Genomic DNA, 16,103 nt, shown 5'->3' with positions numbered 1-16,103 from the left:
CTCGTCCCTTACTTCGCGGCCGCGAGCTCGGCGGCCTTGTCGGCCGCGCCGTCCATGGTGTCCACACGCTGCACGAGCGGGTGGTTGGCGTCGCTCAGGATCTTGCGACCCAGCTCCGCGTTGTTGCCGTCGAGGCGCACGACCAGCGGCTTCTCGACCTTCTCGCCCTTGGAGGCGAGCAGCTCCAGGGCCTGCACGATGCCGTTGGCGACCTCGTCGCACGCGGTGATGCCACCGAAGACGTTGACGAAGACGGACTTGACGTCCGAGTCGCCGAGGATGATCTCCAGGCCGTTCGCCATGACCTCGGCGGAGGCGCCGCCACCGATGTCGAGGAAGTTGGCGGGCTTCACGCCGCCGTGGTTCTCACCGGCGTACGCGACGACGTCCAGGGTCGACATGACCAGACCGGCACCGTTTCCGATGATGCCGACCTCGCCGTCGAGCTTGACGTAGTTGAGGTTCTTGGCCTTGGCGGCAGCCTCGAGCGGGTTGGCTGCGTCCTTGTCCTCGAGGGCCTCGTGGTCGGGCTGGCGGAAGTCGGCGTTCTCGTCGAGCGAGACCTTGCCGTCCAGGGCCAGGATGCGGCCGTCCTTGGTCTTGACGAGGGGGTTGACCTCGACGAGGAGCGCGTCCTCGGCGACGAAGGTCTCCCACAGGGTCACCATCGCCTCGGCGACACCCTCGGCCACCTCGGCCGGGAACTTCGCCTGGGCCACGATCTCGCGGGCCTTCTCGATGGTCACGCCCTCGACGGCGTTGACCGGGACCTTCGCGAGGGCCTCGGGAGTCTTCTCCGCGACCTCCTCGATGTCCATGCCGCCCTGCACCGAGGCCATGGCCAGGAAGGTGCGGTTGGTGCGGTCGAGGAGGTACGAGACGTAGTACTCCGCCTCGATTTCCGGAGACAGCTCGGCGATCATCACCTTGTGGACCGTGTGGCCCTTGATGTCCATGCCGAGGATGTCCGTCGCACGAGCGACGGCCTCGTCCGGGTTCGCCGCCAGCTTCACGCCGCCGGCCTTGCCGCGGCCACCGACCTTCACCTGTGCCTTGACGACCGACTTGCCGCCCAGTCGCTCGGTGGCCTCGCGCGCCGCCTCAGGCGTGTCGATGACTTCACCGGCCAGCACCGGTACACCGTGCTTGGCGAAGAGGTCCCTCGCCTGGTACTCGAACAGGTCCACGCGCGTCCGTCCCTTTTCCGTGATCTCGCTGCGATCTCGCTGCTTTGGTGTCAGCTGTCTGCGTGGGCGTGCCGCGGAGGGCAACGTGACTGCGCTGTCACAAGGGAGGCGTAGGACGGAGTCCGGTACGCGGCATGTCCGTCTCGCAGGTTATCGCCGCGGGACGTGGGTCCCTAAATCACAGATCACATTTGGGCGGTGATGACGGTCACAGATCCGGCGCTGGTCCGGTCCTCACGGCAGGCCGGGTGACGGGGTGAGCGGCCCCTGGGGTTCCAGGGACCGCCCGTTTGCACCTGTTACTGCTGGTACGGAACTGCTGCTGTGGTGCGGGTCGCGTTGTACGCCTCCGTGTACGCCTCCGCGTACGTCGGCAGGTAGCACGGGGTGACCGAGCGGGCCACGCCATGGGCGCCCGTGACGGCGTTCCCCGCGAGCGTCTGCGCGTCGGGGGCGACCGTGCCGGTCAGGTCCCGCGCGAACGACTGGGCCTGGCCCGTCACGCCACCGGCGAACGGCCGCACGTCGCCCGTCACGCCGTACGCGAGCCGGTCGGCGCTGCCACCGACGCCCCGCACGACGGGCCGCACCTGGTCGGCGACCGTCTGCACGAGGGGCGAGACCGAGCCGACGACACCGTCCGCGAAGGGCTGGACGTCGTCGCCGACGACACCCTGCGCGAACGGTGGAACCTCACCGACGACCCCGCCGGCGAACGGCTGCACGTCACCGGCCACGCCATGCCCCAGGCGGGTGACGTCGTGGACGGCCTGCCCGGCGACCGGCACGACACCGTCGACGGCGGTGGCGGCGACCGGCGGCAGCACGGCCGCGGACGTCTCGTCGACGATGGGGGCGGCGGTCGTCGTGGCGGTCGTGGCGGTCGTGGCGGTCGCGGCGGTCGCGGCGGTTTCGAGGTGCGGGGCGAAGGCGGAGAGGGGGCCGAAGAGGTAGTCGACGGAATCCTCGGGGGTGGTGACGTCCGAGGTGGTGACGTGCGGGGTGGTGATGTGTGAGGCGGTGATGTGTGAGGCGGTGAGGTGCGGGGTGGTGGCTGCGGGAGTCTTGGGGGTGTGGACCGTGGGGAGGTCGGCCTCCGGGGCGGCGGACTTCGCTTCCGCGACGACGGACTTCACCTCGCTCTGGATGTCGGCCTGGACGTCGGCCCGGGCGTCGTCCTGGGCCCCGGTGGCGTCCGTGACCGCGTCGGACACCCGGTCCGGCAGGGCGACGGAGTGCTGGGGCAGCTCGTCCGCGCTGGCCACGGCGGAACCGAGCGCCCACGCGCCCGTGACACCTGCGGCTATGACGATGGAACGACGGATGTTCTTGTTCATGCGTGCTTCGGATCCTTCGAACTCTGGCTGTGGATCCGACCCGGACATCTCGGGTCGGCGGGCAGACCTGTGCCACCCCCGCGCGGCAGGTCTTCGCGGGGAAAGGGCTGCCCTAGCCAGGGAATTCGGGAATGTCCCGGTGCCTGTCGCGGATCGCGGCCGGAACCCGGGAGTCCCCGCCACCGTGCAGAAGCCGCACCGGCGCCCGGCCGTCGAGCGAGGCGGCACCCGGATCACCGTGCCGGGTGGAACCACCGTCACCGGCGGACTGCGCGCCCAGCGTCCGCCCGGGACCGGGACCGGGACCGGGCGCGGGCGGACGCTGGGCGGGCGCGGGGAACGGTTCGTGCCCGGTGCCACGGGCCTCGTCCGAGCTGCCGTCACCGGCCGGGGAGGCGTCGGGGGCGGACAGGTCGGCCGCGTACATGTTCCCGGTGCCGTACGAGGACTGCTCCCGCCCTGCCGCTGTGCGGTGTGCCCGAACACCAGGCGCGGGCGGCACGGCCCGCGTCGACGACTGGGCTTCAGCGCCGGCGTCGGCGGCGGGGCTGGACCGCGGAAGTCCGGGCACGCCGGGAAGGTCCGGTGCCTCAGGCACCACGCGCTGCGAAGCACCGTCAAGAACCCCGGCGACTCCGGTGACTTCGGTGGCTTCGGTGACGACCGGCTGCGCGGGGCGCCGCACGGTCCGGGTCACGGGCTCGGGGGCCTCGGCCACCGGCTCGGCCGTGTCACGCACGGCGTCGCGTCCGTCCCGCGCGACCTCACGCACGTGCTCCCGAGAGGGCGCGGCCACCGGTGAACTCACCGGCTCCACCGACCGCGCCGACGCCACCCGCTCCGGGACCGGCACACCATCCGCCGCATGCGCACGCGCACCGCAGAGGAGGCCCAAGGTGAACAACGCGGCAAGCAGCAGCGTCACTTGCAGCACACGCCGCCCGGCCACCGCGCGCAGCATGCGCACGGCGGCGTCGGGCAGAACGACTGCTGCGAGGGTCAAGGCGAGGGGGTTCCTCTCCTGTTCGAGCGCTGATCGGGACGGGTCGCGGAACGCGAGACTCCGGGAGTGAAGCCCGCAGATACTCGCACGGCCTGCCCGACCTCGCGCAAGCCCCCTGTCACCGATGGGCGTTCATGTCCGGTATGGGAAGAGGCCTCTTCTCGATCGCCGCGGCCATGACCTCCGGGAAGAGGTCCGGCGTGCAGGCGAACGCGGGTGCGTCCAGCGCGGCGAGCGCCGCCGCGTGCTCGCGGTCGTACGCGGGCGTCCCCTCGTCGGAGAGCGCCAGCAACGTCACGAACTGCACCCCGGACGCCTTCATCGCCGCGACCCGCTTCAGCATCTCGTCCCGTATCCCTCCTTCGTAGAGGTCGCTGATGAGGACGACGACCGTGTCGGCGGGCCGGGTGATCTGCGACTGGCAGTACGCGAGCGCCCGGTTGATGTCGGTGCCGCCGCCGAGCTGCGTGCCGAAGAGGACGTCGACCGGGTCGTCGAGCTGGTCCGTCAGGTCGACGACGTTGGTGTCGAAGACGACCAGCCGCGTGTCGAGCGAGCGCATCGACCCGAGCACGGCGCCGAACACCGAGGCGTAGACGACGGAGGCCGCCATCGACCCCGACTGGTCGATGCAGAGGATGACTTCCTTCTTCACGGACCGGGACGCCCGCCCGTACCCGATGAGCCGCTCGGGCACGATCGTCCGGTACTCCGGCAGGTAGTTCTTGAGGTTGACCGCGATCGTGCGGTTCCAGTCGATGTCGTGGTGGCGCGGCCGGCTGACGCGGGCGCTGCGGTCAAGGGCGCCGGTGAGCGTGGAGCGGGTCCGGGTGGCGAGGCGCTTCTCCAGGTCCTCGACGACCTTGCGCACGACGGCCCGCGCGTTCTCCTTGGTGGTCTCGGGCATGGCCTTGTTGAGCGAGAGCAGGGTGCCCACGAGGTGCACGTCCGCTTCGACGGCCTCCAGCATCTCCGGTTCGAGCAGCAGCGTGGAGAGTCCGAGCCGGTCGATCGCGTCTCGCTGCATGACCTGGACGACGGAGGAGGGGAAGTACGTCCGGATGTCGCCGAGCCACCGCGCCACGGTCGGCGCCGACGCCCCGAGCCCCGCCGAACGTTCCCGCCCCTGCGCGTTCTTCTCCCCCGCCCCGCCGTACAACGCGGTCAACGCCCCGTCCATCGCCGCGTCCTGACCGGCCAACGCGCACCCCGTCCCGTCCGCGCGATCCCCGCCAAGCACAAGCCGCCACCGCCGCAACCGTTCCCCACGCCTGTCAACTTCCCCACCGGACTCCCTGCTGATCTCCTCCCCGGCCTCCCCACCCGACCGAGCCGGACCGGCCCCACCGACCACGTCACCCACGGAGGCCGCAGACTCACGGACGACCACGCCCTCCCCCTGACTCTCACCAACGGCCGCAGACGCGACCTCACACCCCACCCCGCCCACTCGGACCCCCTCAGCTGCCCCAGCCACACAGACCACCCCAATCGACTCAGCCAAACCAGCCACCCGGACCTCCCCTGCCGCCCTAGCCACACCGGCCACCTCAGTCGCACCTCCAGCCACACCACTCCTCCCGCTCGCCCCCGCCACCCCAACGCGCCCGAGAACCCCCACTCACCCCACCCCCACAAGCTCACCCCCCAAGTCCGCTCGTCCCGCCCCCGTCCCCGCCCCCTCCTCCGGCATCAGCCCCAGCAAAAGGCGGACCATCGGGACGACCGCGTCCGCGCGGGTGGTGTCGATCTCCGTGGCGAAACCGGGTACGCCGCTCTCGCTCCCGCCGCCACCCGCCACGGCCGCCGCCCCCGCCCGCACCGGCCCGCGCCGGACCAGCTCGCCCAACGTCCGCCGTACTCCCGGCTCGTACGCCGAGAAGGTGCGGCGCAGCAGCGGCAGCACGTCGGTGAAGGCGTCGTCCGACACCCCGCACAACCAGTCGTCGACCAGCCCGAGCAGCCGCTCGTCGTGTACCAGCAGCATGCCGCCGCCGGTGCCTCCCCCGACGAACCCCTCGATCCAGGCGGCCCCTTCGGCGGGCGCGCTTCCCCGGGAGAGCGCCAGGCCCATGAGCCGGGCCACTTCCTCGTCCCCCAACTCACCGCCGTCCAGCAGCAGTCGTACGCAGCGCCCGCGCACGACTCCGGCCACCCCCTCCCGCTGGGCGAGCACCCGCAGCACCGCGGCCCACCGCGCACGGACACCCGGCACCTCGGAAGTTCCATCCGCAGCCCCCTGCGGGCCCGCCGGCCCGGGCGTCGGTCGGGGTGGCAGCTCCGCCAACAGCACCACCGCGCCGTGCACCGCGTCGACGTGGCCCCGCATCTCCAGGGCGGCGTCCGTGTCCAGCCCCGCGCACGCGGGCGGCAGGCCCACGAAGATCCGCTCGGCGAGTCCGCGGGCCACTTCGCCGAGGGCCTCCGTGCCGGTCCCCCGTACGTCCCCGTAGCGGAGCGACCGCACCAGGGCGGGCAGGGCCTGCGCGAGGTGGCCGACGTCCGTGTCCAGGGCCGCCCGGTCCGCCAGCACGCGCATCACCACGGGCAGCGCGTCCGGCAGTTCCGCCAGCAGGCACCGCTCGGCGAGCGCGGTGACCTCGGCGAGCGTCCCGGCGTCGACCGCGTCGGACGAGGCCTTGCCGGTGGCCGCGCCCAGGACCGTGGTGCCCCACACCCCCGCCTCGGCGACCCGCACGGACAGCTCCGGCTCCCACCGCAGCCGCCAGGTCTCGCGGAACGTTCCCGTGCTCCCCCGGGACACCGCCGGCTGCCCCCAGCCGACTCCGAGCAGCCGCAGCCGGTGCAGGAGTCTGCTGCGCGAGGCGTCCGTCTCCTTGCGGAGGTCGAGCTCCAACTCCCGCTCCAGCGCCTCCGGTTTGAGGCGCAGCTTGCGTTGCAACCGGGTCAGGTCGCGCTGCAGGGGGACGGCCGGCGCCCTCTCGGGTACTTCGCCCAGCACATCTCCTACGACGAGCTTGTCGTGCACGAGTGCGAGCGGCACGTCGGAGCCCTCGCACATCACCGCCCGCACGGCGTCGGTCGTCTCGGTGAGACCGGCCAGCGGCCGCCCCCGCATGGCCGCCAGCGCGTCGGCGAGCCGCACCGCTTCGATGACGTGCGCGGACGAGACGAGCCTGCCCTCCTCGCGCAGCAGCCCCGCGACCTTCGTCATCCAGCGCTCCACGGGGCGGTCCGGAGCGCCGAAGAGGTGGCCGTACCACCCGGGGGAGGCGATCCCCGCGCCGTACCCGCTGGCGCGCGAGAGCCGTCGGTGGGTCCAGGGCACCCACGTCATCTCGGCCTTCACCTTGGGCAGGCCCTTGAGCAGCGCCCGGTCGGCCGCCACCGTCGTCTTCGACCGCAGTGCGGGGACGTGCCAGGCCCCGCACACCACGGCCACCCGCTCCGGCCCGTACTCCTTGGCCGCGGCCCGCACTTGGAGCCGCATGTACGCCTCGCGCACCAGGTCGCGGCCGTGGCCGCCGTCGCCGTATGCCTCGCGCAGGGCGCCCATCGCATCGCCCAGCGCCTCGAACGGCGCGAACGCGTCGCCGTCCGCCCCCCGGTGCTCGACGACGTCCTCCCACCAGCGCTCGGGGTCGTCGTATCCCGCGGTCTCGGCGAGGACGGCGAGGGGATCGATCCGTACGTCGGTGCCGTCCTCCGGCACCGCCGACCCCGCCCCGCCCTCATCTCCACCCTCATCTCCACCCTCACCCCGGCCCTCATCACTCGCGCCTCCGCCCTCGGACGGGCCCTCGCCCTCACCGTCGCTCTCTTCCTCGGCCCGCAGAGCGAGCGAGTGGGCCGCCGGGAGGTCGATGAAGCGCACGGGCACCCCCTGCCCGAGGGCCCACCGCATGGCCACCCACTCCGGGGAGAACTCCGCGAGCGGCCAGAACGCGGAACGGCCCGGCTCGTCCACGACATGGGCGAGCAGCGCGACCGGGGGCCGCATCCCCTCGTCGGCGGCGAGCTCCACCAGGCCGTCGGCCTCGGGCGGCCCCTCGACGAGGACGACACCGGGGCGTGCCGCGTCGAGTGCGGCCCGCACGGCGCGCGCGGATCCCGGTCCGTGGTGCCGCACCCCGAGCAGCAGCGGTTCGGCCGGCCCCGTCATGCGCTCACCTCGCGGCACGCGCGGTAGAAGTCCTTCCAGCCGTCGCGCTCGCGCACGACCGCCTCCAGATACTCCTGCCAGATCACCCGGTCCGCCGCCGGGTCGCGCACGACGGCGCCGAGGATGCCGGCCGCGACGTCGCCGGGGCGCAGGACGCCGTCCCCGAAGTGGGCCGCCAGGGCGAGGCCGTTGGTGACGACGGAGATCGCCTCCGCCGTGGACAGGGTGCCGCTGGGCGACTTCAGTTTCGTACGCCCGTCCGCCGTGACACCGTCGCGCAGCTCACGGAAGACGGTGACGACGCGGCGTATCTCGTCGATGCCCTCCGGGCCCGTGGGCAGATCCAGGGAGCGGCCGATCTGGTCGACACGACGGGAGACGATGTCGACCTCGGCGTCGGCGGTCTCGGGCAGCGGCAGGACGACCGTGTTGAAGCGGCGGCGCAGGGCGCTCGACAGGTCGTTGACACCGCGGTCGCGGTCGTTGGCGGTGGCGATGAGGTTGAAGCCGCGGACGGCCTGCACCTCCTGTCCCAGCTCCGGGATCGGCAGCGTCTTCTCCGACAGGATCGTGATCAGGGTGTCCTGCACGTCGGCCGGGATGCGGGTCAGTTCCTCGACGCGCGCCGTCGTGCCCTCGGCCATCGCGCGCATGACGGGGCTGGGCACGAGCGCGTCGCGGCTGGGGCCGTGGGCGAGCAGCCTCGCGTAGTTCCAGCCGTACCGGATGGCTTCCTCCGGCGTGCCCGCCGTGCCCTGCACCAGCAGCGTCGAGTCGCCGCTGACCGCGGCGGCGAGGTGCTCGGACACCCACGTCTTGGCGGTGCCCGGCACGCCGAGCAGCAGCAGCGCGCGGTCGGTGGCGAGGGTGGTGACGGCGACCTCGACGAGGCGGCGGGGGCCCACGTACTTCGGCGTGATCACCGTGCCGTCGGGCAGCGTGCCGCCGAGCAGATAGGTGGCGACGGCCCAGGGCGAGAGCTTCCACCGCTGCGGCCGCGGCCGGTCGTCCTGCGCGGCGAGCGCGGCCAGTTCGGCGGCGAAGGCCTGCTCGGCATGGGGCCGCAGCGCCTGCGCGTCATCGGCGGGCCCGCCGCCCGAGGACGCGGGGCCGGGTGCGGGCACGGAAGTGGAAGTGGCCCCGGGCTGATTCGCGGTCGCGGACGTCGTCGAGTCGACGGAAACGGTCATGGAGCGATCCCCCTCCAGCTCGTCCGGACGCATCTGGCCCGGATGTGTCTCCACCGTGCACCACGCCACTGACAATCGGCCCGAGCGCGGCCCTGACCTGGGCAGATGGCTGGCGCGAGGTTGATTGTCAGTGGCGGCGCCTACCTTCGAGACATGACTCAGCAGGGGGTGCGCTGGACGGCGGATCAGGTGCTGGCACTGGCTCCTGACGCGCCGTCACGCAAGGCGGGAAGCAAACTCGGCGTCGCCGGCCCATGGTCGGAGGCGGGCAGTTCTGACGAGGGGACGGTGTGGGGGCTGTGCAAGGGCAGTGGCAGCAGGCCGTATCAGACGATCGTCGACATCGCGGACCCGGCGGGCCCGGCGTACAAGTGCAGTTGCCCGAGCCGCAAGTTCCCGTGCAAACACGCCGTGGGGCTGCTGCTGCTCTGGGCGGGCGCGGACGGCACCGTGCCGGCGGGTGGGGAGCCGCCGGCCTGGGCCGGGGAGTGGCTGGCGGGCCGGCGCCGGCGGACCGGGACGACACGGATTCCGGCTGGGACGCCCGCCGCCCCGGCCGACCCCGAGGCGGCGCGGAAGAGAGCGGAGAAGCGGGCCGAGCGGATCACCGCGGGCGCGACTGAGCTGGAGCGGCGCCTGGCCGACCTGCTCCGCGGCGGCACCGCGGCGGCCGAGCAGGCGGGGTACGGCATGTGGGAGGAGACGGCGGCCCGCATGGTCGACGCCCAGGCGCCGGGGCTGGCCGCGCGCGTGCGGGAGTTGGGGGCCATCCCGTCGTCCGGGCCCGGCTGGCCGGTGCGCCTGCTGGAGGAGTGCGCCCTGCTCCACCTCCTCGACCAGGGCTGGCTCCACCGCGACCGGCTCCCGGACGACCTGGCCGCCACGGTCCGCTCCCGCGTGGGCCTGCCCGCCCGGCCGGAGGGACCGCCCCTGCGGGACCAGTGGCTGGTCCTCGCGCAGTACGACACGGCGGACAGCCGGCTCACCACGCGCCGCATATGGCTGTACGGCACGGATTCCGGCCGTACGGCGCTCCTCCTCTCCTACGGGGCGGCGGGCCGCCCACCCGCGCTGGCACTGCCCGTGGGCCTCGCTCTCGACGCCGAGGTGACCGGTTATCCGGGGACGGGCCAGCTCCGCGTGGAGCTCGGCGAACAGTTCAGCGCACCGGGCCCCGCCACGCGGCGGCCTCCGGGGGTACGGACGGACGAGGCCGCCGCCCGCTACGGCACGGCGTTGCGCGCCGATCCCTGGCTGGAGTCGTGGCCGGTGACGCTCGCCGACGTGATACCGGTCCGGGCCGAGGAGTCCTGGCAACTGGCCGACGCCCAGGGCGGTTCGGCGCTGCCGCTGGCTCCTTCCGCCGTATCGAGACCGGGCCTGTGGCGCATGGTCGCGCTCTCCGGAGGCGCACCGCTGACGGTGTTCGGCGAGTGCGGCCACCAGGGCTTCACCCCGCTGGCGGCCTGGCCGGTGGCGCCAGAAGGGACGGAGCCGGAGAAGAGGGCGGCTGGAAAGACAGCGAAGGGAGAAACGGTGCCGGGAGAGGCAGTGTCGGGAGAAACGGTGTCGCTGTGCTGACGGACGCACCCCAGGAGACGGACATGCCCACCGCTCACCCCACCCCCCACCCCGCCTGGGACGACCTGGTCACGGCCGCCCTGCTCGGTACCGACCGGCGTGCTCTGCCGGCCGCGCTCCACACGCCCGGCAAGGAGGCGCCGTTCGCCCTCCTGGACGCGGCGGCGGTGCAGACGGTGCGCCGCCGGGCCGGATTGCGCCCGGCCCCGGCCGCGCCCCTGCCCGAACCCGCCGACGAGGACCCGAGACCGGCCTTGCCGCCCGCGGCAAGGCGCAGGCTCGCGACGCTCCTCACCGACCAGCCCGGGACCGGCAGCGGCGGCCGGCGGGGCGCCGCACCGGACCTGATGGAGCTTCTGCCCCAGTGGCTGGCCCTGGCGAACGCCCGGGGGTACGGGGCGCCGCCCGAGCTGCTGCCCGCCCTGCTGAACGCCGCCCGGGGCCGCACGGACCTGCGCCCTCAGGCGCTCGTCTTCGCGGGCCCGAGAGCGTTGTGGCTGGCCCGGCTGAACCCCGACTGGAAGTTCGCGCTCCGCGCCACCCCGGGCGGCGGCGTGGCGCTGCCCGACGCCGACGATCCGTCGGAGGTCCGACGCCTCTGGGAGGAAGGGCTCTTCGCCGAACGCGTCGCGCTCCTGACCGCTTTTCGCGCGCACGACGCGCACCGGGCCCGGGAGTTGCTCGTCTCCACCTGGCCGACGGAGCGGGCCGAGGACCGGCTGATGTTCCTCGACTCGCTGCGCACCGGCCTGTCGGCCGAGGACGAGCCGTTCCTGGAGCGGGCCCTCACCGACCGCAGCCGCAATGTGCGCTCCACCGCCGCGGAGCTGCTGTCCGCGCTCCCCGCCTCGGCCCTGGCGGCCCGGATGGCGGCACGCGCGGCCTCCTGCGTGGCCGTCGACCACACCTCGGACGCCCCGACCGTCGTGGTCGAGGCACCGCACGAGTGCGACGCGGGCATGGAACGGGACGGCGTCGTCCCGAAGCCCCCGGCCGGCCGCGGCGAACGCTCGTGGTGGCTCGGCCAGTTGGTGGAGGCGGCCCCGCTCGCCACGTGGCAGGACCGCCTTGGCCATCGCAGCCCGGCCGAGATAGTGGCCCTGCCGGTCGCCGACGACTGGCGCGGCGAGCTGCACGCCGCGTGGTGCCGTGCGGCGGTACGGCAGCGGGACGCGGCCTGGTCCACGGCGCTGCTCGGCGCCCCCGCCTCCCCCGACGCGGCAGGTCCGGGCGCCGTGTCCCTCGCCGAGCGCGCCAAGCTCCTCGCCACGCTGCCCGCCGCCGAGCGGGCCCGGTGGGTGGCCGGCTTCATCGCGGCGCACGGACTGTCGGAGGCGTTCCAGCTGCTCGGCGTCTGCGCGGTGCCCTGGGCCGCGCCGCTGGGCAGCGCGGTGGTCGACGCCCTGAACATCGCGCGGGACGCGGGAAGTTACCCCTGGAGCTTCAGCGGGGTGATGGGCCTGGCGGAGCGCTGTCTCGACCCGGCGGAGGCGGTCCGCCTGGAGGCGCTCACCGCCATACCGGACGAGCCGGAGGACGCCTCGCCCGGCGCGGGCGGCTACTGGTCGGAGGCGTTCCAGCGCCTGGTGACCACGCTCCGCCTCCGCGCGGCGATACGCGACGAACTCCCGCCTCCCTGACCCCGACGGGACGGCGCGCCGCCCCGGCTGCGGGCCGACGTCGGCCCGCGCCGCGTACGCCCCCGCCCACGCGAGCCCCCGGCCACCGGGTTCACCGCCGGATGAGGCCGAGTTCGATCGCCGTCGCCACGGCGGCGGTGCGGGAGTCGACGTCGAGTTTGGCGTAGACGCGGGCGAGGTGGGACTTGACCGTGCCCTCGGTGAGGTGGAGGCGGGCGCCGATCGCCTGGTTGGACAGCCCCCCGGCGACCAGCGTCAGGACTTCCGTCTCGCGGCGGGTCAGGGCGGTGGCGGGCGTGCGCAGCCGGTGCATGAGCCGGTCCGCCACGGCGGGGGCCAGCGTGGTGCGCCCTGCGGTGGCGGTGCGCACGGCGGCGGCCAGGTCCTCGGGCGGCGCGTCCTTGAGGAGGTAGCCCGTGGCGCCGGCCTCGATCGCGGGCAGGGTGTCGGAATCGGAGTCGTAGGTGGTGACGATCAGTACGCGGGGGGCGCCGGGGCGGGCGGTGATCGCAGCGGTGGCCTCGGCGCCGTTCATTCCCTTGCCGAACCGGAGGTCCATCAGTACGACGTCGATGTCGCCCTCGGCGGCGCGGGCGACGGCGGCCTCGGCGGTGGCGGCCTCGGCCACCACTTCCAGGCCGGGCTCGGTCTCCAGTACGGCGCGCAGTCCGGCCCGCACCACGGGGTGGTCGTCGGCCAGGAGGAGGCGGATGGGGGTGTCGGTCACGGGCGGGCCTCTGGCTCGGTGAAGGCGGACGGAGAGGAAGACGGCGAGGGCGAGAGGGGCGGGGGTGGGGGCGGGGTGAGGGGAAGGCGGGCCGTCAGGGCGGTGCCGTGGCCGGGAGCGGACTCGACGGTGAGCGTGCCGCCGAGGGCCCGCATGCGGGCGCGCATCGCGGCGAGGCCGAAGCCGCCGGTTTCGGGGGCGAGGGCGGGCAGCCGGTCGGGGTCGAAGCCGGCGCCGTCGTCGACGACGGCGAGGGTGACGTGGTCGCCGAGGTAGCCGAGGGTGAGGTCGGCGGTGGAGGCGTCGGCGTGGTGGACGGTGTTCGCGAGCGCGGACTGGGCGACGCGCAGCAGGGCGACCTCGGCCGCGGTGGCCAGGGGCGCCGGGTCGCCGCCGCGGAGGTGGAAGCGTGCGGTGAGCCGGTGGCGGGCGGAGGTGGTGGCGCACAGCCGGTCCAGCGCGTCGGCCAGGGTGGTGCCCTCCAGGGCGGGCGGGGTGAGGGCGGCGACGAAGCGGCGGGCTTCGGCGAGATTGTCCACCGCGGCCTGCCGCGCCTGGCCGACGTAACGCCCGGCCTTCCGCGGCGCGTCGGGCAGGGCCCGTTCGGCGGCGCGGAGCAGCAGCTGGATGCTGGAGAGGCCCTGGGCGAGGGTGTCGTGGATCTCGCCGGCCAGCCGTTCGCGCTCGGCGAGTACGCCCGCGGTGTGCTGGGCGGCCGCGAGGTCGGCGCGCGTGGCGGTCAGCTCCTCGATCAGCTCGCGGCGCTGTTCGCTCTCCCGGTACAGGGCCTGGTATCCCCACACCACCGCGACCGCCACCGCGGCGCCGAGGGCAGGGCCGATCGCCATGGCGGCGCTGAACGAGCCGGCGTGGGCGGCGAAGGCGGCGATGGCGGCCACGGCGGTAGCGATCACCGCGGTGAGTCCGGCGCGGCGCGGCAGCAGGTGGAGCTGGAGGAAGTACAGCGGGAACGCCACCCACACCCCGTCCGGGGAGAGCGCGAGCAGCGCCAGCCATACGAGGCCCACGCAGGCCAGCCACCAGGCGGCGGCCCACCGGGAACGGCGCACGGCGGGCAGCACCGGCCCGGCCGCGTACACCAGCGCACACACCACCGCCAGGGTGACGATCCCGCCGGCGTACGGGCGGCTGTCGGCGACGGCCCGGGCGGCGGCCAGGACGAGCAGGCCGATGATCAGCAGATGCAGGCACCAGGCCAGGGCCCGGGTGGTCGGGGTCAGAGTCAGGGTGGAGGCGTTCACAGTCCGTCCAGCGTAGGGAGACGGACCCCGCTGAAGCCTCCATCGAAAGTTACAACCGGCGCGCCGCCTTTCGGTCCGCGAAGTCCCATCCCCGGCCAGATGCCCGCGCGGGGGTCCGGCGGCGACGGTGGGGACGTACCGCTTCCACACACCCACCTCAGCCCTGGGAAAGGCCCGGCCAAGCCTTGTTCGTCGCCTGGAGAGACCTGAAGTTCGCCAAGGGGCGCTTCGCCCTCATGGGAACCGTCATCGTGCTCATCACCCTGCTCGTCGGCCTGCTGTCCGGCCTGACCGCCGGTCTGGGCCGGCAGAACGTCTCCGCCATCACCGGCCTGCCCGTCGACCGGATCGCCTTCGGCTCACCGAGCGGCGCACCGGGCGGTGGGCAGGGCGGCGGGCAGCAGGAGCCGTCGTACGCGAACTCCACCGTCACCGCCGAGCAGTGGCACCGCTGGGCCGCGACCCCCGGCGTCACCGGCGCCGAACCGCTGGGCATCACCACCACCAGGGCCACCGCCGGTCACAGGAGCGCCGGCGTCTCCGCCTTCGGCGTCCGGCCCGGCTCGCCGCTGGCCCCCGACGGCGACAGGATCGACGACCGCACCGCGGTGCTGTCCGCCACGGCCGCCCGCGACCTGGACCTGGAGCCCGGTGCCGCGTTCACGCTCGCCGGGCAGAAGCTGACGGTCGCCGCCGTACGGGGAGACGCCTCGTTCAGCCACACGCCGGTGATCTGGACGAGCCTCGGCACCTGGCGGAAGACCGCACCGCCCTCGGACGCGACCGGACCGACCGCGACGGTCATCGCCCTCACCACCACGTCCGGCGTCGACCTGAGCGCCGCCGACGAGGCCGCGGGCACCCGGACGGTCACCAAAGACGAGTCGCTGTCCGCGATCGGCTCCTACACCTCCGAGAACGGCTCCCTGCAGCTGATGCGCGGCTTCCTGTTCGCCATCTCCGCCCTGGTCATCGGCGCGTTCTTCACCGTGTGGACCATCCAGCGCAGCGGGGACGTCGCCGTCCTCAAGGCCCTCGGCGCCTCCACGGCCGGCCTCCTCAAGGACGCCCTCGGGCAGGCCGTCGTCCTCCTCGTCGGCGGCACGCTCATCGGCACCGGCCTGGCCGCCGTCCTCGGCGCGCTGGTCGACGGCACGGTGCCGTTCCTCCTGACCCCCGCCACCGTCCTCGTCCCCGCCGCCGTGATGATCTGCCTCGGCGTACTCGGGGCGGCCCTGTCCATCCGCCGCATCACCGCCGTCGACCCCCTGACGGCCCTGGGAAGTGCCCGATGAGCCTGAACCTGACCGACATCACCCTCACCTATCCCGACGGCGTGACCCGGCTGACCGCCCTGGACGGCGTCAGCCTGGACGTTCCTGGAGGCAGCCTGGCCGCGGTGGTCGGCCCTTCTGGGTCCGGCAAGTCCAGCCTCCTGGCCGTCGCCGCCACCCTCGTCACCCCCGACGCCGGCACCGTCACGATCGACGGCACCCCCACCACGGGCCTGAGCCGCGGCGAACTCACCGAGCTGCGCCGTCACAAGATCGGCATCGTCTTCCAGCAGCCCAACCTGCTGCCGTCACTCACCGCCGCCGAGCAGCTCCAGGTGATGGCCCGGATCGACGGCCGCAGCCCCGCGAAGGCCCGGACCCGCGCCCTCGAACTCCTCGACGCGGTCGGCCTCGCGGACCAGGCCCGCCGCCGCCCCCACCAGCTCTCCGGCGGGCAGCGCCAGCGCGTCAACATCGCCCGCGCCCTGATGAACGGCCCCACCGTCCTCCTGGTCGACGAACCGACCAGCGCGCTGGACCACGAACGCGGCGCCGCCGTCATCGACTTGATGGTCCGCCTCACCCGCGAACAGGGCACCGCGACGGTCCTGGTCACCCACGACCCGTCCCACCTCACCGCCGCGGACCGGATCGTCACGGCCCAGGACGGCCGCCTGCGATCTCCCCGCCCGTCGACCGCCGTACGCGAGACGGCGGGGGAAGGACGGACCCGGGGCTGACGAGCCCGCCGCACGCCCCGGCGTACGCAGGCACCGAGT

12 protein-coding genes are annotated in these 16,103 nt (G+C 73.9%); 4 read left to right on the top strand and 8 right to left on the bottom strand.

Going from position 1 to position 16,103, the window contains the following annotated elements; translation table 11 throughout:
• Window positions 1-8: 8 nt before the first annotated feature.
• From sucC to ACZ7DY_RS06645, 6 genes are all read right to left on the bottom strand, one after another.
• The gene (gene sucC, locus ACZ7DY_RS06670; protein WP_471130906.1) at window positions 9-1,187 is read right to left on the bottom strand and encodes an ADP-forming succinate--CoA ligase subunit beta; all 1,179 of its coding nucleotides are present in this window, start codon (window positions 1,185-1,187) and stop codon (window positions 9-11) included.
• Between the two features lie 299 nt (window positions 1,188-1,486).
• Window positions 1,487-2,524 (bottom strand): hypothetical protein, encoded by a 1,038-nt coding sequence (locus ACZ7DY_RS06665; protein WP_471130903.1) that lies wholly within the window; start codon window positions 2,522-2,524, stop codon window positions 1,487-1,489.
• Window positions 2,525-2,636: 112 nt separating this feature from the next.
• On the bottom strand, window positions 2,637-3,527 hold the full coding sequence (locus tag ACZ7DY_RS06660) for a hypothetical protein (protein WP_471130902.1): 891 nt from the start codon (window positions 3,525-3,527) through the stop codon (window positions 2,637-2,639).
• 118 nt (window positions 3,528-3,645) lie between these two features.
• Window positions 3,646-4,830 (bottom strand): VWA domain-containing protein, encoded by a 1,185-nt coding sequence (locus ACZ7DY_RS06655; RefSeq protein WP_471132347.1) that lies wholly within the window; start codon window positions 4,828-4,830, stop codon window positions 3,646-3,648.
• A gap of 318 nt (window positions 4,831-5,148) precedes the next feature.
• Entirely contained in the window at window positions 5,149-7,650 is a 2,502-nt protein-coding gene (locus tag ACZ7DY_RS06650; protein ID WP_471130900.1) for a DUF5682 family protein, read from the bottom strand.
• On the bottom strand, window positions 7,647-8,840 hold the full coding sequence (locus ACZ7DY_RS06645) for an ATP-binding protein (RefSeq protein WP_471130897.1): 1,194 nt from the start codon (window positions 8,838-8,840) through the stop codon (window positions 7,647-7,649). The genes ACZ7DY_RS06650 and ACZ7DY_RS06645 overlap by 4 nt, the downstream gene beginning before the upstream one ends.
• Before the next feature lie 153 nt (window positions 8,841-8,993).
• Here ACZ7DY_RS06645 and ACZ7DY_RS06640 point away from each other — a divergent pair, with 153 nt between their 5' ends.
• On the top strand, window positions 8,994-10,421 hold the full coding sequence (locus ACZ7DY_RS06640) for an SWIM zinc finger family protein (protein WP_471130894.1): 1,428 nt from the start codon (window positions 8,994-8,996) through the stop codon (window positions 10,419-10,421).
• Between the two features lie 23 nt (window positions 10,422-10,444).
• Window positions 10,445-12,061 (top strand): DUF5691 domain-containing protein, encoded by a 1,617-nt coding sequence (locus ACZ7DY_RS06635; protein ID WP_471130891.1) that lies wholly within the window; start codon window positions 10,445-10,447, stop codon window positions 12,059-12,061.
• Between the two features lie 91 nt (window positions 12,062-12,152).
• Here the strand turns inward: ACZ7DY_RS06635 and ACZ7DY_RS06630 are convergent, their stop codons facing one another.
• Entirely contained in the window at window positions 12,153-12,788 is a 636-nt protein-coding gene (locus ACZ7DY_RS06630; protein WP_471130889.1) for a response regulator, read from the bottom strand.
• Window positions 12,785-14,050: a sensor histidine kinase gene (locus ACZ7DY_RS06625; protein ID WP_471130886.1), complete on the bottom strand. Its 1,266-nt coding sequence runs from the start codon at window positions 14,048-14,050 to the stop codon at window positions 12,785-12,787. Before ACZ7DY_RS06625 ends, ACZ7DY_RS06630 begins: the two co-directional genes overlap by 4 nt.
• A 185-nt stretch (window positions 14,051-14,235) precedes the next feature.
• On the opposite strand from ACZ7DY_RS06625, the gene ACZ7DY_RS06620 reads away from it, so the two are divergent.
• Together ACZ7DY_RS06620 and ACZ7DY_RS06615 are read left to right on the top strand one after the other, a co-directional pair.
• Window positions 14,236-15,345, top strand: coding sequence for an ABC transporter permease (locus tag ACZ7DY_RS06620; RefSeq protein WP_471130884.1), 1,110 nt, complete (start codon window positions 14,236-14,238; stop codon window positions 15,343-15,345).
• Complete coding sequence (locus ACZ7DY_RS06615; RefSeq protein WP_471130882.1) at window positions 15,342-16,064, top strand: ABC transporter ATP-binding protein; 723 nt, start codon at window positions 15,342-15,344, stop codon at window positions 16,062-16,064. The genes ACZ7DY_RS06620 and ACZ7DY_RS06615 overlap by 4 nt, the downstream gene beginning before the upstream one ends.
• Window positions 16,065-16,103 lie beyond the last annotated feature (39 nt).

Source organism: Streptomyces sp. NPDC037013, from assembly GCF_055607265.1.
Note: the sequence above shows the minus strand (reverse complement) of the source record. Positions and strands in the feature narration are given on the sequence as shown.

Excerpts from the sequence above, each read along its gene's own strand:
- ACZ7DY_RS06665 (WP_471130903.1), bottom strand. The coding sequence starts at position 2,524 with ATGAACAAGAACATCCGTCGTTCCATCGTCATAGCCGCAGGTGTCACG.
- ACZ7DY_RS06635 (WP_471130891.1), top strand. The coding sequence starts at position 10,445 with ATGCCCACCGCTCACCCCACCCCCCACCCCGCCTGGGACGACCTGGTC.
- ACZ7DY_RS06650 (WP_471130900.1), bottom strand. The coding sequence starts at position 7,650 with ATGACGGGGCCGGCCGAACCGCTGCTGCTCGGGGTGCGGCACCACGGA.
- ACZ7DY_RS06615 (WP_471130882.1), top strand. The coding sequence starts at position 15,342 with ATGAGCCTGAACCTGACCGACATCACCCTCACCTATCCCGACGGCGTG.
- ACZ7DY_RS06645 (WP_471130897.1), bottom strand. The coding sequence starts at position 8,840 with ATGACCGTTTCCGTCGACTCGACGACGTCCGCGACCGCGAATCAGCCC.
- ACZ7DY_RS06640 (WP_471130894.1), top strand. The coding sequence starts at position 8,994 with ATGACTCAGCAGGGGGTGCGCTGGACGGCGGATCAGGTGCTGGCACTG.